Annotated in this window: 17 protein-coding genes and 1 pseudogene; 7 read left to right on the plus strand and 11 right to left on the minus strand. The window is 66.2% G+C overall.

Going from position 1 to position 17,133, the window contains the following annotated elements; translation table 11 throughout:
- Positions 1 to 26: 26 nt before the first annotated feature.
- The 4 genes and pseudogenes from NMQ09_RS21145 to NMQ09_RS03810 form a co-directional block, all read right to left on the minus strand.
- Positions 27 to 846 (minus strand): annotated as a pseudogene (locus NMQ09_RS21145) (IS5 family transposase).
- Between the two features lie 12 nt (positions 847 to 858).
- Positions 859 to 1,314 carry a DUF302 domain-containing protein gene (locus NMQ09_RS03800; protein WP_255193113.1) on the minus strand — a complete coding sequence of 152 codons (456 nt, stop codon included), beginning with the start codon at positions 1,312 to 1,314 and terminating at the stop codon, positions 859 to 861.
- A gap of 83 nt (positions 1,315 to 1,397) precedes the next feature.
- Positions 1,398 to 2,096, minus strand: a complete 699-nt coding sequence (locus NMQ09_RS03805; protein WP_255193114.1) for a CPBP family glutamic-type intramembrane protease — start codon at positions 2,094 to 2,096, stop codon at positions 1,398 to 1,400.
- Between the two features lie 6 nt (positions 2,097 to 2,102).
- Positions 2,103 to 2,390 (minus strand): DUF5789 family protein, encoded by a 288-nt coding sequence (locus tag NMQ09_RS03810; RefSeq protein ID WP_255193115.1) that lies wholly within the window; start codon positions 2,388 to 2,390, stop codon positions 2,103 to 2,105.
- Positions 2,391 to 2,510: 120 nt separating this feature from the next.
- Between NMQ09_RS03810 and NMQ09_RS03815 the strand changes: the two genes are divergently transcribed.
- From NMQ09_RS03815 to NMQ09_RS03825, 3 genes are all read left to right on the plus strand, one after another.
- Positions 2,511 to 3,428, plus strand: a complete 918-nt coding sequence (locus tag NMQ09_RS03815; protein ID WP_255193116.1) for a cell division protein CdpA domain-containing protein — start codon at positions 2,511 to 2,513, stop codon at positions 3,426 to 3,428.
- A gap of 249 nt (positions 3,429 to 3,677) precedes the next feature.
- Complete coding sequence (locus NMQ09_RS03820) at positions 3,678 to 5,345, plus strand: Na+/H+ antiporter NhaC family protein (RefSeq protein WP_255193117.1); 1,668 nt, start codon at positions 3,678 to 3,680, stop codon at positions 5,343 to 5,345.
- A 68-nt stretch (positions 5,346 to 5,413) separates the two neighbouring features.
- A complete protein-coding gene (locus tag NMQ09_RS03825; RefSeq protein WP_255193118.1) occupies positions 5,414 to 6,205 on the plus strand; it encodes a VOC family protein in 792 nt (263 codons plus the stop codon).
- A gap of 197 nt (positions 6,206 to 6,402) precedes the next feature.
- On the opposite strand, the gene NMQ09_RS03830 is transcribed toward NMQ09_RS03825, so the two are convergent.
- A complete protein-coding gene (locus NMQ09_RS03830) occupies positions 6,403 to 7,248 on the minus strand; it encodes an RNA ligase family protein (protein WP_255193119.1) in 846 nt (281 codons plus the stop codon).
- Positions 7,249 to 7,694: 446 nt separating this feature from the next.
- On the opposite strand from NMQ09_RS03830, the gene NMQ09_RS03835 reads away from it, so the two are divergent.
- The gene (locus NMQ09_RS03835; protein ID WP_255193120.1) at positions 7,695 to 8,051 is read left to right on the plus strand and encodes a DUF7344 domain-containing protein; all 357 of its coding nucleotides are present in this window, start codon (positions 7,695 to 7,697) and stop codon (positions 8,049 to 8,051) included.
- Positions 8,052 to 8,220: 169 nt separating this feature from the next.
- Here NMQ09_RS03835 and NMQ09_RS03840 read toward each other — a convergent pair whose 3' ends face one another.
- The 5 genes from NMQ09_RS03840 to NMQ09_RS03860 are packed head-to-tail and all read right to left on the minus strand — an operon-like array spanning position 8,221 to position 13,588.
- Positions 8,221 to 9,156, minus strand: a complete 936-nt coding sequence (locus NMQ09_RS03840) for a TIGR03571 family LLM class oxidoreductase (protein ID WP_255193121.1) — start codon at positions 9,154 to 9,156, stop codon at positions 8,221 to 8,223.
- 54 nt (positions 9,157 to 9,210) lie between these two features.
- Positions 9,211 to 10,422 carry a CaiB/BaiF CoA transferase family protein gene (locus tag NMQ09_RS03845; RefSeq protein WP_255193122.1) on the minus strand — a complete coding sequence of 404 codons (1,212 nt, stop codon included), beginning with the start codon at positions 10,420 to 10,422 and terminating at the stop codon, positions 9,211 to 9,213.
- A 58-nt stretch (positions 10,423 to 10,480) separates the two neighbouring features.
- A complete protein-coding gene (locus NMQ09_RS03850) occupies positions 10,481 to 11,980 on the minus strand; it encodes a tripartite tricarboxylate transporter permease (protein ID WP_255193123.1) in 1,500 nt (499 codons plus the stop codon).
- The gene (locus NMQ09_RS03855; RefSeq protein ID WP_255193124.1) at positions 11,981 to 12,616 is read right to left on the minus strand and encodes a tripartite tricarboxylate transporter TctB family protein; all 636 of its coding nucleotides are present in this window, start codon (positions 12,614 to 12,616) and stop codon (positions 11,981 to 11,983) included.
- Positions 12,617 to 12,625: 9 nt separating this feature from the next.
- Positions 12,626 to 13,588, minus strand: a complete 963-nt coding sequence (locus NMQ09_RS03860) for a Bug family tripartite tricarboxylate transporter substrate binding protein (protein ID WP_255193125.1) — start codon at positions 13,586 to 13,588, stop codon at positions 12,626 to 12,628.
- A 310-nt stretch (positions 13,589 to 13,898) separates the two neighbouring features.
- Here NMQ09_RS03860 and NMQ09_RS03865 point away from each other — a divergent pair, with 310 nt between their 5' ends.
- Positions 13,899 to 14,576, plus strand: coding sequence for a helix-turn-helix domain-containing protein (locus tag NMQ09_RS03865; protein WP_255193126.1), 678 nt, complete (start codon positions 13,899 to 13,901; stop codon positions 14,574 to 14,576).
- Positions 14,577 to 14,596: 20 nt separating this feature from the next.
- Here the strand turns inward: NMQ09_RS03865 and NMQ09_RS03870 are convergent, their stop codons facing one another.
- A complete protein-coding gene (locus NMQ09_RS03870) occupies positions 14,597 to 15,691 on the minus strand; it encodes a LeuA family protein (RefSeq protein WP_255193127.1) in 1,095 nt (364 codons plus the stop codon).
- A gap of 282 nt (positions 15,692 to 15,973) precedes the next feature.
- On the opposite strand from NMQ09_RS03870, the gene NMQ09_RS03875 reads away from it, so the two are divergent.
- Together NMQ09_RS03875 and NMQ09_RS03880 are read left to right on the plus strand one after the other, a co-directional pair.
- Positions 15,974 to 16,105, plus strand: coding sequence for a hypothetical protein (locus tag NMQ09_RS03875; protein ID WP_255193128.1), 132 nt, complete (start codon positions 15,974 to 15,976; stop codon positions 16,103 to 16,105).
- 92 nt (positions 16,106 to 16,197) lie between these two features.
- A complete protein-coding gene (locus NMQ09_RS03880) occupies positions 16,198 to 16,899 on the plus strand; it encodes a hypothetical protein (protein WP_255193129.1) in 702 nt (233 codons plus the stop codon).
- Positions 16,900 to 17,133: the final 234 nt, after the last annotated feature.

Raw genomic sequence — 17,133 nt, forward strand, 5'->3', positions numbered from 1 at the left:
GGTGAATCGCCATACAGTGGTTGATTTCACTGTGTGACGGCACGCTTGATGTTGTAGACGACACACATCAGGACGATTTCACGGAACTCACGATACCAGCTTCGCGCACGCACGGCATCGCCGAGCGTGAGCTTGATTACCGAGAAGACGGTTTCAGACAGCGCTCGCTGGCCGTAGAGAGTCTCATCGATCCGCGCATTGTGCGCGTGATCGATGGGGCGAAACTCACGATGCTTGATCAACGGTCTCACGCCTTCTTCCCTCAATTTGTCGCGTAATCGTTGCCAGTCGTAGCCTTTGTCTGCGACGAGGCTGTGCAACTCGCCCGCGTTGCGGCGGGCGAGTTGCCAGCCGATCTGCGTGTCGTGGCGTTTCCTCGTCGTGCAGTGAACGTCGAGGACAGCCTGTGAGGCTGTATCGACGAGAGCGGTGGTTTTGAGCGTCTGGACGCGGTAATTCGTCCGACGGCAGTAGTGTTTGCTTGCGTTTTCGCGGTCGAAAAATGTCGCGTCCATCGCCGCATGACCGGATGGGTCGTGCAGCTGCGTCCCAAAATCGCAGAGCGATTTTGTGGGCTGCACAAAAGCTGGAGTGGTCTGCGTCACTTCTGAATCTTGGCTACGTCGGTACGCTATTCGACTCCCGCGACTCGAGCGACTGCTTCCGAAACGAGTATTCAAAACTAACCTCGATCACTCGCGCTTTTGTGAACGCCGACAGGCGCAGCAGCACTCGCCAGACGGCCGTCTTGATCCTGTCAAACGCCTCTACTAGCGTGGAATGATGCGGGAGATCGGCCGCGTTGAGTCCTATCTTGGCCAAAATTTGGCCCGCGTGCCGAGTTATTAGTTCTGAATGTCAGTCCGACGCCGCGGAGTCGACGCCCTCGAGGCGGTCGAACGCCTCCGCCGTGAGCTCGCCGGTCTCCTCGAGGATCTCGGCCCACGCCTCGTTGTCGGGGGCGATGCCGAGCAGGTGGGCGATCTTCATGATCGAGAGGTGGTAGACGCGCTGGCGGCCCGGTTTCTCCTCCCAGACGATCACGTTACAGGGGAAGAGGCCGCCGATGCGCAGCGTCTCCTCGAGCGCGCGGTTCGCGATCGCCGGGTTGCAGGCGCCGAGGACGTAGTAGGGGTCGCGGTCGGCGTCGACCTTCTCGTTGAGCAACTCCGAGGGGGAGAACTCGACGGGGATGCCGAAGCCGACGTCGGTACACACCCCGCGGACGTGCTCGATCGCCTCCTCGTGGTCCATCTCGAGGATCGCTTCTTTCTCGCCGTACTCCTCGGGGTCGAGTTCGCTCGGATCGATCATCCCTTGTTGTTCCTCGCCCAGGGCAAAAACTGCTCTCACTCATCGTTCGTTCGCGGCGACGCGCCGACCGCCTGACGGGTGGCTCAGAGCGGAACCGGAAACCACTCGAGGTGGCTCAACAGCCCTGTCGGATCGAACAGCGGGTCGTGGAGGACGAGCCAGTCGAGCAGGACGAGGCCGGCGCCGTGGGCGATGACCGACGGGAGAATCGAGTTCGACTTGTAGTCGACGGCGCCGAAGAGGACGTCGGTCGGCCCCGAGAGGAGGAACTCGATGGGCGGTTTGCCCATGTGGTGGAACATGTAGACGACAGGGCTGATGAAGACGGCCTTGAAGCCGAGGTCGCTGACGCCGACGCAGAGCAGCCCCCGGTAGTAGGTTTCGGCAGCCAGCGCGAGGAAAAACAGCTTCACCGCGTGGGGAACGAACGCCGCCGGATCGGTCGACGTCTCCCAGATCGGGTAAAACCCCCTGATCGTCGGCAGGGTCGAGCCGACGAGGTAGAAGGGGAGGACGAACAGCGAGAGCAAGATCGCGTTGCGAATCGCGACCCGATTGATCCGCCAGCCGATGCGCTTGCCGTGGGTCAGCGCCAGCGCGAGCGGCCCAGCGAAGAGAAACAGTCCGTCGAAGACGATCCGGTTGTCGAGACCGGAGCGAACCAGGTTGGTCCACAGAATCGTCAACAGCGCGCCGGCGAGCAACGACCGCTGCACCCAGGTGAGCGCCCCGAGGCGCTCACGGAACCAGCGAACGCCCGAACGGACGTCTGCCGTTGCCACGGCTCCTTACTCGTCTGCGGTCGGAACGGGGCCGGTTCCGATCACGTCGCGAACGTGGGATTCGAACTCCTGGCGGCGCTCGAAGTAGGTCTCTTCGACTTCCTCGAGCACGGCCGACAGCTCCTGCGGACCGTCGGGCGTTCGGACGACGCTGTCGCCCTCGAGTCGGTCCACCTCGCTTTTCTCTTTCGGCCAGGTCAGCCGCGACGTCACGCGAGCGAGCGGTGCGCCCTCGACCGATCGCTGTTCGCCCAGCGTAACGGGGTGTTCCTCGGAGTCCTCCTCGTCGCTCATGACAGGTCGTTTGCGAGCGGGTCGATTCAAGCTTTCGTTTGCTCTCACCGTCGAATACGTCTCCGTTTTCTAGTAGGTGTCTGACGTATCGTTTTGTGGATTGGGCACGAAGGTGGCTCCATGACCAGCCTGACGGAGGTCTACGAAGGGAACGCGAGGGAGGTGTCGAGCCTCCGGCGGCTGTACGCAGGGACGGGACTCGTCCTCACTGGAGCGGTACTGGCCGTCCTGGCCGTCCTCGTTGCGACCACCGACTTCTTCGTCGCTGAGACGCTCACCGCCCGCGAGTATGGCGGCATCGTCGGTGGCCTCGCCGCGCCCGTCGTGCTCGTTGGCGTGTTCGTGGTGTTGCCAGCGAGCCGTCGCATCCAGGCAGCGGCGGCGATCAGTGCCAGTATCTGCCTGGTTGGGGTCGCCCTCTTCTGGTACGCCTACCCCACCCACTGGGACGGCTACGGGCAGGACCTCACGCTGTTCGTCTCCGCCGTCTACCTGCTCGGCTTTTTCAGCGCCATCGGGACGTTGTTCACCGCCGTCGTGAACTTCAAGACGCGCAACGACCCCGGCGGTGCACTCGAGATGAACGTCACCCGTAAGGGCGAAACGAAGATCGTCGAGGTCGAGGGTTCGAGCGGACTCGGCGGTGTCGGCTTCCTCGGGGCGACCCCCGACGGCGAGGTCGAAACCCAGACGAACGCCCCCGGCGCCTCGACGGCGACCACGTCACAGTCGCCGTCACCGCCGACCGCCACCTCGCGTTCGCCAGCGGGAACGGCGGCGGGAACGGCGTCGCCGACCAGTGACGGCGGCTCGGTGGACGCTGAGCTCCGCTCGCCCCTGGACGGAACCGACGGTCGCGACGCTGAGATCGTCGACCCGCCGTCCGGCCCGGGAGAGCCGACCGACCGATACTGTGGCAACTGCGCGCACTTCGAGTACGTTCGCTCGTCGTCGGGAATGACGCCGTACTGTTCGCACGACGGGGCGGCCATGGACGACATGGACGCCTGCGACGAGTGGACGCCGAACCACGAGTGACGCTGGCTTCCTCGCCGTGACGGCGACCGCGGTCAGGCCGACGGCCTCGAGCTGTGGGAACTCGTCGCGTTGTAAGCCACCTGCGCTTGGCCAACCTGTAACGACTCGTTAGTCGGTCCGGTCTCTCGATCGATGGAGAATCGCCGGGCCCATCCCTTCGAACCCTGCCAGTGGGAAATACTACCATTCACTGGATAATAATAATTATTTATAATCATGTTTATACTCGGCGATGACCATCGAACTGCTATGGTCGAATTCGGCGCGCTTTCGCTCGTCCCACCGCTTCTCGCGATCCTCCTCGCGATCGTCACTCGACGACCGATTCTCTCGCTATTTCTCGGCATCTGGGCGGGTGGTGTCATCGTCACGGGCAGTATCGGCATCGATCAGACGTTCAACTGGATCGCGGGCTCGATCGCGGACGTCTTCCACGCCCAGATCCTCATCTTCACGCTCTTGCTCGGCTCGGGCGTCGCGCTCATCTGGCGACTCGGCGGTGCGATCGCCGTCCGCGACTGGGCCGTCGAGCGACTGCAGAGCCAGCGAAAGACCGGCGTCGCCACCTGGGTGCTCGGAATCGTCCTCTTTTTCGACGACTACGCCAACACGGCCATCGTCGGCTCGACGATGCGTGAGATCTCCGATCGCTTCCGCATCTCCCGCGAGAAGCTCTCCTACATCGTCGACTCGACGGCCGCACCCGTGGCGACGATCGCTATCTCGAGCTGGGTCGCCTTCCAGCTCTCGATGGTTCGGGAGGGGTTCGACGTCGTCGAGGAGGCCGAGGGGGTCGATGCGCCGAGCGTCTTCGCGACCTACCTCCAGTCGATTCCGTACAACGCCTACGCGCTGCTCGCGGTCGTGATGGTCGGGCTCGTCGTGCTCACCCGGCGCGATTACGGCGAGATGCTCGACGCCGAACACCGCGCGTGGTCGACCGGCAAGGTCAACCGCGACGACGCGACGCCGCTCCAGGAAGTCGAGGCGGACCTCGGCGATCCCATCGACGAGCGACCGATGTTGCGGACGTTCTTCGCGCCGATCGTCGTCCTGATCGCCGTCACCATCGCGAGCGCCTTCTACACCGGCTATCTCGCCGCCGGACTCGAGTCCCCCGCTGAGCTGTTCGCCCTCTCGCTGGGCGAGTTCGCCGAGGGGGTGGCGGGTGAGGCCGACTGGGCGGCCGCGCTCGTCTGGGGCTCGTTCGCGATGGTCGCGACGGCGATCGCCATCGGGGTCGGCTACGGGCTGTTCGACGTCGGCGACGGCGTCGAGTCCACCCTCGACGGCTTCCGGCTGATGCTCACGGCCGTCACGATCCTCGTGCTCGCGTGGTCGATCAGCGCCGTCGCCTCGGACATGGGCACCGGCGAGTACGTCGCCGGGCTCGCCGAGGGCGTGCTCTCGCCCGCGCTGTTCCCCGTCGTCGTCCTCTTTACGGCCGCGTTCATCGCCTTCACCATGGGCTCGTCCTGGGCCACGATGGGGATCGTGACGCCGATCGCGATCCCCGTGGCGTTCGAACTCACCGGCGACTTCGCGCTCGCACCCGTCGTCGTCGGCGCCGTCTTCTCGGGGGCGATCTTCGGCGACCACACCTCACCGATCTCCGATACGACCGTGCTCTCCTCGACGTTCACCGGCGCGGACCTCATCGATCACGTCCGCACGCAGTTTTACTACGCCACGACGGTGATCGCTGTCGTCACCGTCTGTTATCTGCTGTACGGCTACCTCGGCGTGCCCCCCGTCGTCTTCCTCCCGCTCGGGGTCGTCCTGCTCGTGGGCCTCGTCTACGGTCTCTCCGAACTCGACGCCCGCCGGAAGGGCGTCGACCCGATCGCCTCCCGCGAGGACGTCGAGTTCATCCCGGAACCCGAACGCGATCCAGGTGCACCCGAGAGTACCGACTGAGGCGACTCGACTCGCGGTCGACCACCGCCTTCGCCACGCTTTTGCCGCCTGCTGGTGATGACTCGAGTATGGACGGAACGCTCGACCACGTCATGCTGCGCGTCGAAGACCTCGAGGAGTCACTCGAGTGGTACGGTGAGCACCTCGCCTACGAGGAGAAAGACCGCTACGAGGGCGACGGCTTCACCATCGTCTACCTCGGCCCCGAGGAGATGGGCGAGGAGGCGGCCTTTCTCGAGCTCACGCACAACGAGGGCGAGACCACCGAGATGGGCGACGCCTGGGGCCACATCGCCGTGCGCGTCCCCGAAGGCGAACTCGAGGACCACTACGAGCAACTGATGGACGGCGGCGTCGAGGACTACCGCGACCCCGAGTCCTGTGGCGGCCGCTACGCGTTCGTCAAGGATCCCGACGGCCACGAGATCGAGTTAGTCCAGCGTGACCCCGACCTCCCGACGTGGTCGCTCGACCACACCATGATCCGCGTCGAGGACGCCGACGAGGCGCTCGGCTTCTGGACCCGCAAGTTCGAGTACCAGGAGGTCGGCCGCTGGGAGGCCGACACGTTCGCGAACTACTTCGTCGAACCCGAGGGCGCCGCCGACGAGGCGATGACCGTCGAACTCACCTACAACTACGACGGCCGGAGCTACGAGCTGGGCGACGCCTGGGGCCACCTCTGCGTGCGCGTCGACGACCTCGAGGAAGACTGGGAGCAGCTGCTCGTCCGTGAGGCCGAGGAGTACCGCGACCCCGAGAGCAACGACGACATGTACGCGTTCACCAAAGACCAGGACGGCCACGAGATCGAACTCTTAGAGCGCGACCTCGAGGCCGACTCGCTGTTCCCGTTCTGACCGCGTCGGCCGACGTCGGCCGTCCGCCGACAGCTTCCATCACGCCTCGTCGTCCCGTTCTGATCGCGTCGTTATCCTGTTCTATCACGCGTCGTCGTCCCGTTCTATCACGTGTCGTCATCCTGTCTCTCACGTGCTGTCGTCCCGTTCTGTCACGCGTCGTCATCCTGTCTCTCACGTGCTGTCGTCCCGTTCTGTCACGCGTCGTCCGCTCGAGTGTCGAGGAACGTCCGCGTCCGTGCGGCGACTGCAGATCGGAAGGCGCGTGCGTCCACCCGCCCGTCGCCGTGGACGTGGTGGTGTGCCTCGCGGAGGACGAACTCGAGGGTGCGTTCGTAGAGCGTGTCGACCGTCACGGGCTGGCCTCGCTCTTCGAGAGTGGAAGCGACCGTTTCGAAGCGACTGTCGGTCGCGTACCTCCCGGCCAGTTCGTCGGCCGAGGCGTCGACTGGCGCGGGCTGTGTCGCCGACTGGTCGGGATGGAGCAGTTTGGCGCGTCCGCCCCGTTTGTTCCGGACGACGACGCCTTCGGCGGGTCCGTCGTACCACGCCGACTGTGGGATCGAATACGCGTCCGGGTCGAAATCGCGGGCGCGAAGTTCTCGCTCGAAGACGTTCACGGGGGTGAGGCCGAGCCGATCGAAGATTCGGTCGACGGCGTCGGGCGGTAAGAACGTGCCCGTTTCGGCCGACCAGACGTCGATGCCGAGCACCGACGGCGTTCGCTCCCAGTCGTACGCGATCGTCTGGCGGTGCATCGCCTCGGCGAAGAAGACGACGCTCTCGACGTCCGACATCGCTCGACGGAGGGCGTCGCGATCGAGGTTCGCCCTGACGTGCTCGACGGCGTGGCGGTACGGTTCGGGGACCGCGGCCGGCTCGTCGTACACCCGTTCGCGGTCGCCAAAGCGGAGCAGCCCCGACGACTGAAGCTGGAAGCGAAGGAGTGCCCCGTCGACCTTCTCGAGGAGCCACAGGTGCCCCTCCTCGAACCAGTGATCGGGCGCGCCGGCGACGCGGGGGATAGGCGGGTAGGTCTTCATCGAGCAGCAGCGTCGAGCGCCGCCCGGATAAAGGCGCGGGAACGAGGGGATCGTCCCACCCGAAACGGATGCCGCGTCAAAGCCGGGTGTACACCGGTGCCCAGCACGATCCGAGGTGCCCCGTGAGCCGTCGGCTGGCCATCGAGGTTGTCGGCTCCAGGCACGGAATCCGACGATACTCACCGAAAGCCGTGAAAACGGTGCTGAACTCACCCCTCGAACTCGCCCCGTTCGAACCGTCAGACGGGGCCGAAGGGTGTCGGTTTGTGGCGATTACTGTCCGCACATTCGCGGTGAACTATCGGCGCTGTCGAGTGTTCTGGGACGCTGACAGTGGACGGTAACGAAGCCTATAACAGAGCGAGCCAATGGACTCTCCGTACTCCGCTGAAGCTGCACTGTGAGCGGGTGCTGGATCAGCGAGAGACGAGTGCAGTAGTGATGATATGACGTCGCAGACACGAACCCCAAAGCAAGCGGACGTTGAGAGCCCTGAGACCACCCCGACGCGGTTGTTCGCCGCATTCGCCCACGAACGACGGCAACTCGCGCTCGCGTATCTGGCACACCGTCCGGCCGCGACCGCACTGGACGACCTGGCCGAGTTCGTCGCCCTCACCGAAGGCGACCCGACGCGTGATCGGTGTGAACACGTCTACGCCGACCTCGTTCACGCCCACCTCCCGCAGCTGTGCGACGCGGGCCTCGCTCGGTACGACCCCGACACCGATCTGGTTACCCTGGTGGTCGACCGCGGCGTCCTGACGCCGTACCTCGAGCTGGCCGGACACGCATCCGCGTAGCGACGGCGGCCGCGCGTTCCGTCGTGATCGCGTTCGTAATATCGTTATAATCTGTCGTGATCGCGTTCGTAATGAGCGTCCGTCGTGATTCACGTTCGTCCGACGAGTCGCCGATCGGGGCGCCGAGAACCGCGACCGGCCGGCTGGACGTTGCGGCTGACCGTGCCCGTCACAGCTCCTCGATGACCGCCTCGGCGAACGTCGTTAGCGCCCGTTCCGGTTCCTCGGCCTCGAGGCCGACGATGACGTGATCGAGCCCGTAGCCCTCGAGCCGGGCGAAGTACTCCCGGAACCACTCGACGCCGGCGTGGTAGCCCAGGTGGCGCGGCTCCGGGTCGGCGTCGGGGTCGGCCGCGAGTTCGACGCGGACCGCGATGGCGAACGGCTGCTCGCCCGCCAGCGACCGCCACTGCTCGAGGTAGGTCTGGAGCGTCTCGTCGGGGAGGTGGTAGAACAGCCAGCCGTCGCCGTGGTCGGCGATCCACTCGAGCGACTGGCGGGCGTAGCCGGTCGGCAGCAGTGGGATCGACCCGCTCGTCGGCTTCGGGAGCACGTCGAGGTCGCCCTCGAGGCGTCCCCACTCGCCGTCGAGTTCGGGGAACGCCTCGCGCCAGACCGTCCGGAGGACCTCGATGGATTCGCGGACGCGCGCCCCGCGTTCGTCGCGGTCGACGCCGAACGCCGGGAACTCCGGATCGCGGTCGCCGGAGGCGACGCCGAGGACGAGCCGCCCCTTCGAGAGGCGGTCGACGGTCGCGGCGGCTTTCGCGACGTGCAACGGGTGGCGAAGCGGGAGGACGACGCTCGCGGTGCCGAGGGCGACCGCGTCGGTGTGGGCGGCGACGTGGGAGAGCCACGGCCAGGTGTCGAAGCCGCCGCCAGCGTCGCCAAAGCGCGGCCAGTAGGTCGGCACGTCCCGCGCCCAGAGCCCGTCGAAGCCGACCGCCTCGGCGTGGCGCGCGAGTCGGAGTTCCTCGTCGACGGCGGGCGTCGACCGCCGCGTCCCCGTGAGCGGGAAGCTCGTCCCGAACGTCAGCCCGTCGCCCTCGAACAGCCGGCGGTAGCCCGCGTTCTCGTGAGTAGCCGTCTCTGTGCCGTCGCTCATCGACAGTCGATTGCGGCCGAGGGAGTATCGGTGCTCGGGTTGCGGTCGGCCGACTCAGAGGCAGCCGTCGTTCCGGAGGCGTTCGATCTCGTCGGCGTCGTAGCCGAGTTCGGCGAGGATGGCGTCCGTGTCCTCGCCGAGTTCGGGCGGCTTCGTCGGATGGGGCGCGTCGAACGTCGACGAGCGGAGGGGAAGTAACGGGACGGCGACCTCCGCCTCGGCCCCTTCTGTCGTCTCGATCGTCCCGAGGGCGTCGCTCGCGAGCAGGTGCTCGTCTTCGCCCACTTCGCGGACGTTCTGGACGGGAGCGACGGGGACGCCGACCTCGCGGATGGCCGCGACGACCTCGTCGGCGGGGCGCTCACGGATGACGGCCTGCAACTCGGCGTTGAGGTCGGCTTCGTTCGCCCGGCGGTCCGCGAGCGTCTCGAACGCCGGCCGCTCGTGGAGGTCGACCTCGAGGGCCGCACAGAGGCGTTCCCACTGGGCCTGTGAGGACGGGCCGACGAAGACCCACGTCTCGTCGGCGGCCAGGTAGACGTCGTAGGGCGCCCAGTTCTCGTGGCTGGCGCCGATCGGCTCGGGGACGTCGTCGTACGCCTGCGCGTAGGCGAGCCAGTAGCCCATCAGTGAGACGGTGCTCTCGTACAGCGGCGCGGTGACGTGCTGGCCCTCGCCGGTGATCGCCCGCTGGCGAATTCCGGAGACGACGCCGATGGCGCCGAACAGCGCGGCGGTCATGTCGGCGACGCTCGTCCCCGCACGGGCCGGCGGCTTGTCCGGGTGGCCCGTGACGCTCATCAGCCCCGAGAGCGCCTCGGCGATCGGGTCCAGTGCGGGGTACTCCTGGTAGGGCCCCTCGTTGAAACCCTTGATCGAGCAGTACACCAGCTCCGGGTTCTGCTCGCGGAGCTGTTCGTAACCGATACCGAGGCGCTCGGGTGCCCCCGGGCGGAGGTTCTCGACGAAGGCGTCGGCCTCCGCGACCAGGTCGTAGAACACCGCGAGCCCGTCGTCGGTCTTCAAATCGAGCGTGATCGCCCGTTTGTTCCGGTTGACGGCGTTGAACAGGCTGTTGCCGACCGGACTCGAGTCGCGGACCGAGTCGCCGCCCGAGGCGCGGCGTTCGACCTTGATGACGTCGGCGCCGAGTTCGGCGAGGATCAGCGAGCAGAACGGGCCGGCCGCGATGTGGCCGAGCTCGAGGACGGTAATGTCGTTCAGCGGGCGGTCGTCGTGGCGTGATGCAGTGTGACTCTGACTCATACTGTGAGATAGCTAACAGGGGTGGTCGGCGAGCGGTACGCCATCGTGGAGGTCGGGCTCATGTGGCGTCGGGGCCCTCCTGGCGGTTGCGCAGCCAGTTCGAGACGAGCGGCCCGACGACGACGAGGACGATGAGCAGGACGATCAGCCGGGACGGCCAGCTCGCGACGAAGATCGCCCACGAGCCGTCCGACAGCTGCAGCGAGCGCAGGAAGTTCTCCTCGGCGATGCCGCCGAGGACCATCCCGAGGATGAACGCGATGACGGAGTACTCGTGCTGGAACATGTAGTAGCCGACGGCGCCGAGAACGAGGATCGTCGCGACGTCGATCCAGTTGCTCCGCAGGGTGTAGCTGCCGGCGACGGCGAGCACGACGATGACGGGAATCAGGTACTCGGTGTTGATCCGCGTGAGGACGTCCATCCGGGTCACCAGCGAGAGGCCGATCACCAGGATCACGAGGTTGCCGACGAACAGCGCGACGAAGACGCTGTAGGTGAGCTGTAACTCCCCCTCGAAGAGGTCCGGGCCGGGGATCAGCCCGTGCATGAGCAGCCCGCCAAGCAGGACGGCCGTCGCCCCGGAGCCCGGAATCCCGAACGAGAGCGCCGGGATGAGCGAGCCGCCGACGGTGCCGTTGTTCGACGACTCCGAGGCGATCACGCCGAGGATCTCGCCGCGACCGAACCGGTCGGAGGCGGACGAGCGCATCGCTTCGCCGTAGGCGACGAAGTTCGAGACGGCCGCGCCGGAGCCGGGCAGGGAGCCGATCCCCATCCCAATGAACGCGGATTTGACCAGCGTGACCGGATGGGAGAGAACCTCCCGGACGCCTCGCGTATGGGTTCCGTCGACGGCGATCCCGTCTCTGGCGATCCCGCCGCGCTCGCCCGCGAGCTTCAGCATCTCTGCGATCGCGAACAGTCCGAGAATCGCCGCGACGAAGTTGAGCCCGTCGTAGAGCTCGAGCGAGCCGAAGGTGAATCGGAGCTCCGAGGACATCGGCGCGATGCCGATCGTCGTCAACAGCAGGCCGAACGCTCCGGCGACGAACCCCTTGACGATCGAGCCCCGGGCGACGATCGTGATCATCGAGAGCCCGAGGACGGCGACCAGGAAGTACTCCGGCGACCCCATCAGGAGGACGATCGTCACGAGCAGCGGCGAGAGCAGGATGAGTACGGCGACGGTCATGAAGCCGGCGAACGCCGAACTGACGGCCGACACCGAGAGGGCGTAGCCGGCCTCCCCCTGTCTCGAGAGCGGGTAGCCGTCGAACGTCGTGGCGGCCGCGGCGGCCGTGCCGGGGACGTTGACGAGGATCGCGGCGATCGAGCCGCCGTACATCGAGCCGGAGTAGATCCCCACGAGCAGGATGATGGCGTTCGTCCCTCCGAGCGGCAGCGTGAGCGGCAAGACGACGGCCATCCCGAGGTTCGGCCCGATCCCCGGGACGGCGCCGATGACGATGCCGAGCAGCACGCCGAGGATCAGCCAGCCGACGGTCGGCCAGGAGAGGGCGATGGCGATCCCCTCGAGGAGGGCGTCGAAGACCATCTAGAGCCCTCCACCTGGGAGCAGGCGGCCATCGCCCAGCGGTGCGTTGGCGAGTTCGATGAACAGAAACACGACGAGCAGCGACGCGACGACGAGCGCGAGCGCCGTCCGCCGCCGGTGTCCGAACCACGTCGCGTACGCGAGCACGAACAGCGGCGTCGCGACGAGGATGCTGAAGAGATACGACAGGCCGACGTAGCCGGCGATGGCGGCGAACGTGAACTGCCGCGGCGTGAGCGGGCGCTCCGCTGCCCGCGTCGACGTGGCGTCCGCGTCGTCGGTGTCGGTCTCGAGCTCCGTCGCGTCGTCGGTGTCGGTCTCGAGTTCCGTCGCGTCGTCGGTGTCGGTCTCGAGTTCCGTCGCGTCGTCGGTGTCGGTCTCGAGTTCCGTCGCGTCGTGCTCGAGTTCTTCCTGGTCGACGAGGCTGACCGGCTCGGCGACGACGCGTCGGAGCGGTTCCGGCAGGTACTCGCGTACGAGCAGGAGGACGACTCCGACGACGATCACGCCGGCCATCAGCCGGGGGAATAGCGCCGCCGACGACGACCGGAAGTCGAACGTGAGGGCGGTGAATCCGACGGCCGTCGCGAGGAAGACGCCGAGGAGGCCGAGTTCGGAGCGGTCGTGGCTCTGCATCGATCTCGCTCAGTTGGCCTCGTCGCGGAGGTCGTCGAGATCGACGAGGTCCGGAATCTCCGACCAGACGTCCTCGAGGACCTGGTCTGCCTCTTCCGGCGGGCCGTAGGCCATCTCGTTGCCGGTCTCTGCGGCCCACGACTGCACCTCGTCGCTCTCGATCGTCGCCTCGATCGCCTCGGAGAGGACCTCGACTCGGTCCTCCGGCGTCTCCGGCGGAACCCACATCGACCGGGTGACCTGCCCGAGGAAGTCCATTCCCTCGTAGCCGAGGTCCGTGATCGTCGGCGCGTCCGGGAACACCGAGCTCCCGTTGCTGGTGAGGACCGCGAGCACGTCGGCGTCGCCGCCGTCGACGGCGGCCGTGGCTCCCTGGTCCGAGGTGATCGCGACCGGCACCTCGCCGGAGGCGACGGCCTGGTTGATCGGCCCGGCGCCGGAGTACTGGATGTAGTTCGACCAGGGCATCCCGTAGCGTTCCTGGAAGAACATCGCTTTCGGGAGGTAGTTCACGCCCAGCCCGCCGAGGTTCTCGAACTCGCCGTCGTCGTACCGGTCGACGGCGTCGTCGAAGTCCTCGAGCCCCTCGTCGGCGTCCCCGATGACGACGATCGCGTTGAAACCGATCGTCGCCAGCCCCTTGAGATCCTGCATCTCGAAGTCCGGCGGGTTGATCATGGCCTCGATCGACGTCGTCAGCGGGTTGAACTTCCCGAACGTGTAGCCGTCGGGGTCGCTGGTCAGCAGCTGACCGATCCCGCGCATCGCGCCCGCACCGGGGACGTTCTCGACGCGGATGTCCTGGTCGAGTTCGTCCGACAGCGGGCCCGCCATCTGCCGGACGTAGGTGTCCGAGCCGCCGCCCTCGTCGAACGGCACGACGGCGGTCAGGTCGTCGTCCGGGTACTCGCCCTCGTCGCCGAGACAACCCGCGAGGCCGGCGAGTCCTGCGACACCGATCGTCTTGAGCACTGTCCGTCTCCGTGTGAGTGACTGTTTCCGTGGCATGTGGCTGTTGTCCGTCCCCCGAGTCACACCGTCCCGATCTCGGCCGGCAGGGAACTACCGGGATCGGGTTCTGCGGCGCGACTGCAACGTCTGAATCCGTCCGAGGGTACGACTAAGCAACTGATGAGAAGTACAGATATCGATACTCCCTACACTTGTTGGCGGCCACGGTCTAGTTATAATCTATGATTTAATATAGAAATAAAACACAGTCAGAAGGGCGTGGCGTTCGTAGTGTCGCAACATTCAATACTGAAACTCCGTGAACATAGTTATGCTACGGAGTACCATCCGTCTCGACCTCCACTCGGACTTCGTGCTCAACGACGTCACGCGGGAGTTCGACAGCCCGTTCATCGTCACGCACGAGGAGGTTCACGACGACGATACGCTCACGTTCGTCGCGGAGGTGACGGACAAGCGCGACGAGATCGCCGCTCGTCTGGCGGAGTATCCGTCGGTGATGCGGGTCGGCGCGATGGGCGAGTCGGTGATCGTCGTCCGAAAGCGCTCGTGCGGGGCGATCCCGATCATCCGCCGCCACAACGGCTTCCTCGCCGGCGTCGATCGCGCGTTCGGCACCGAGCGCACCTTCGACGTGCTGACGTTCTGTCGAGACGACATCCAGGCGATCGCCACCGACCTCGAGGAGCTGGGCGTCGTCTCGATCGAGAAACTCATCGCCGTCGACGAACGGCCGGCCGACCTCTCGACGCGACAGCTCGAGGTCGTCCAGGCCGCCCTCGAGGCGGGCTACTTCGACTGGCCGCGCAAGGCCGAGGCGGTCGACGTCGCCGCCGACCTCGACATCACGCACCCGACGTTCCTCGAGCACCTCCGAAAGGCCGAGAAAAAACTCCTCACGCAGGCGCTCTCGAACCGGACGCTGCGAAACGACGGCGTGATCGACCCGGACCAGCTCGTCGACGCGCTCGAGTCACTCGAGGCGTAGCTCGAGGCGTGCAGGTCGCGTCAGTCGGCTCCGAAGCGATCCCTGACGAGCTCGACCGCCGCCGCGGTGTCGAGCGGCCCCCGCTTCTCGAGGAGCTCGAGCACCGTCGCGACCCGCTCGTCGGTCGGCTCGAGGCCGGCGCGCTCGAGCAGCCCCCGGGCTGCCCCCCGGCCGCTGGCCGCGCCGAAGACGAGTTCGCGCTCCCCGCCGAACGTCGCGGGATCGAACGGCTCGAAGACGCTCGGATCCGCGAGCATCGCCGCCGTGTGGATCCCGGACTCGTGTCGCGTCACCTCCTCGCCGAGCACCGCCTTCCCCGGCGCGACCGACTCGCCGAGCGTCTCGAGGACGCCTTCGCAGACGGGCACGAGTCGCTCGGGGTCGACTCCGAACGACGTCCCGTGCTCGAGGACGCCGGCGGCGACGACCTCCTCGAGCGCCGCGTTTCCGGCGCGTTCGCCCACCGAGGCGACGCTGACGTCGGCCCTTCCGACGCCGGCCTCGTAGGCGGTCAGCACGTTGGCGGTCGCCACCCCGAGGTCGTCGTGGAAGTGGACGCCGAGCCTGCCCAGGTCGACCCGTTCGCCCAGCTCGGCGAGCGTCGTCGCCACCGAGGTCGGCGTCCGGGCGCCGACCGTGTCCGCCAGGTTGAGCACGTCGACGTCCGGGAACCGCTCGGCCGCCTCGAGGAGGTGGTCGCCGTCGGTCCGGAACGCGTCGAGCAGGCTCACGACGACGGCGGCGTCGTGGTCGAACGCGAGGTCGACCGCCTCGCGTAGCGCGTCGAACATCTCCGCCCGCGAGCGGTCGACGAGGTGGGTGAGCTGGCGGTCCGAGAGCGGGGCGAAGACCTCGACGACGTCCGCCTCGGCCGCCACGGCGGCCTCGACGTCGCCCGGCACCGCCCGGGCGAGCGCGACGACGTCGGCCTCGAGGTCGTCGGCCAGCGTCCGGACGACCTGCCGGTCGGCCGCACCGGTGATCGGGAATCCCGCCTGGACGGACGCGACCCCGAGCTCGTCGAGTCGCCGACCGGCTTCGACTTTCGCGTCGGGTGCGTAGGACTGCCCCGGCCGCTGTTCACCCTCCCGGAGGGTGACGTCGGTCAGTTGCATGTCCTCGAGCGCGGACGTCGCCGCGCGACCGTCCCGTTTCGAAGCTGATCCATAGTTGCCCAGTGCAACGTCCGCCCGAAGTAGGTTCACCCAACAGGTGAAGGGTCTCCGTCGAGGTGGTCCGTCGGACCTTCACGACGAACCCGGACGCCACCAGCTCGCTACGACGCGGCCTATCGCAACCACTTCAACCGAAGCGACCGCGTCTTCGAACGGTACGTCGCGACGCTGTTGCAGGCGGGAATCGATCGCGGAACCGTCCGTGACTGCGATCCCGAAGCGATGGCTACGACTCTCGCCGGCGTCATGCTCCGCCAGTCGACCGTCGACGACGCCCGCCTCGAGGCCGTCCAGTCCGAACTCGAGACGCTCCTCGAAGCGCAGGTTCTCCTCGAGTCGACTGCCCACGGCTGACGTCGCAGCGTGGCTCTCACGCTCCGAGTGTCGCTCCTCGAACGTCACCTTCATCAGTACGTTTATTACTCCTGACTTACCATTTCGTTCGCATGTCACGCACGTTCGTTCTTCCACTCCTCTTGCTGTGTTGTGCGCTCGCGGTTGGGGTCGGTGGCGGTACCGCCGCCGCCGAGGCGACCGTCGACCGCTCTTTCGAGGCCAACGCAACGCCTGGCGACGCCGTGACGGTGACGACGACGATCGAACGCGACGACGACGGACCGGTCGACTACGCCGAGGAGTTCGATCCCGCGTTCGAGGACGTTTCTCTCGAGTCGTTGACGCTCGACGGGGAACCGATTACGCCGATGTTGGCGTTTGCCGGTGGCGACTCGCTTCTCGTCGTCACGAACGACCTCGAAGCGGGCACGCTCGAGATCGTTTTCACCGTCGAAGTGCCCGACGACGCGAACCTGGATGATCGCTTCAAGTTCGACGGCGACTTCCGTGCGACCCCCGGAACCGATCCGATAGCCGTCGCCGGCGATGACGTCCTCACGATCACTACAGTCGAAGACGACGGCCAGTCGGCCGATGTGGACGATGACGAGTCTGGAGTCGCCGCAGACGATGTCGACATCGACGAGTCGGAAACCGCGACGAGTGCTGACGACAGCGATGAACTGGAGATGACTGACGCCGACGGCGTCGGTGACGAATCGGAGCCGGCTGCAGAGGATGAGCTCGGGCTTTCACTCGTCGTTTCGATTCTTGCAATCGGTGTTGCCGTCGCCACGTTTTGCTGGCGGTAGTAACACACAGACACTCCGAACTGGTCGGACCGAATCAGCGCATTCCGCTTCACCTCCGTGACGGGTGTCTGACCATCTAACCTCTAACCTCGTGCAGAACGCCCTTCGTCACGACTGTGAATTGATCTTTCTGATTGTCGAGAACCGTAATCTTTTGGTACTTTTACGTATTGTAGTAGGTACAGGTCAGGATGTATGAGTTTCAATAAAAAAGTAAATTCAGAAGTTCGTGAT

The organism is Natronobeatus ordinarius, from assembly GCF_024362485.1.
Classification (GTDB): Archaea; Halobacteriota; Halobacteria; order Halobacteriales; family Natrialbaceae; genus Natronobeatus; species Natronobeatus ordinarius.

Excerpts from the sequence above, each read along its gene's own strand:
- NMQ09_RS03800 (WP_255193113.1), bottom strand. The coding sequence starts at position 1,314 with ATGATCGATCCGAGCGAACTCGACCCCGAGGAGTACGGCGAGAAAGAA.
- NMQ09_RS03810 (WP_255193115.1), bottom strand. The coding sequence starts at position 2,390 with ATGAGCGACGAGGAGGACTCCGAGGAACACCCCGTTACGCTGGGCGAA.
- NMQ09_RS03815 (WP_255193116.1), top strand. The coding sequence starts at position 2,511 with ATGACCAGCCTGACGGAGGTCTACGAAGGGAACGCGAGGGAGGTGTCG.
- NMQ09_RS03820 (WP_255193117.1), top strand. The coding sequence starts at position 3,678 with ATGGTCGAATTCGGCGCGCTTTCGCTCGTCCCACCGCTTCTCGCGATC.
- NMQ09_RS03825 (WP_255193118.1), top strand. The coding sequence starts at position 5,414 with ATGGACGGAACGCTCGACCACGTCATGCTGCGCGTCGAAGACCTCGAG.
- NMQ09_RS03830 (WP_255193119.1), bottom strand. The coding sequence starts at position 7,248 with ATGAAGACCTACCCGCCTATCCCCCGCGTCGCCGGCGCGCCCGATCAC.
- NMQ09_RS03835 (WP_255193120.1), top strand. The coding sequence starts at position 7,695 with ATGACGTCGCAGACACGAACCCCAAAGCAAGCGGACGTTGAGAGCCCT.
- NMQ09_RS03840 (WP_255193121.1), bottom strand. The coding sequence starts at position 9,156 with ATGAGCGACGGCACAGAGACGGCTACTCACGAGAACGCGGGCTACCGC.
- NMQ09_RS03845 (WP_255193122.1), bottom strand. The coding sequence starts at position 10,422 with ATGAGTCAGAGTCACACTGCATCACGCCACGACGACCGCCCGCTGAAC.
- NMQ09_RS03850 (WP_255193123.1), bottom strand. The coding sequence starts at position 11,980 with ATGGTCTTCGACGCCCTCCTCGAGGGGATCGCCATCGCCCTCTCCTGG.
- NMQ09_RS03855 (WP_255193124.1), bottom strand. The coding sequence starts at position 12,616 with ATGCAGAGCCACGACCGCTCCGAACTCGGCCTCCTCGGCGTCTTCCTC.
- NMQ09_RS03865 (WP_255193126.1), top strand. The coding sequence starts at position 13,899 with ATGCTACGGAGTACCATCCGTCTCGACCTCCACTCGGACTTCGTGCTC.
- NMQ09_RS03870 (WP_255193127.1), bottom strand. The coding sequence starts at position 15,691 with ATGCAACTGACCGACGTCACCCTCCGGGAGGGTGAACAGCGGCCGGGG.
- NMQ09_RS03875 (WP_255193128.1), top strand. The coding sequence starts at position 15,974 with ATGGCTACGACTCTCGCCGGCGTCATGCTCCGCCAGTCGACCGTCGAC.
- NMQ09_RS03880 (WP_255193129.1), top strand. The coding sequence starts at position 16,198 with ATGTCACGCACGTTCGTTCTTCCACTCCTCTTGCTGTGTTGTGCGCTC.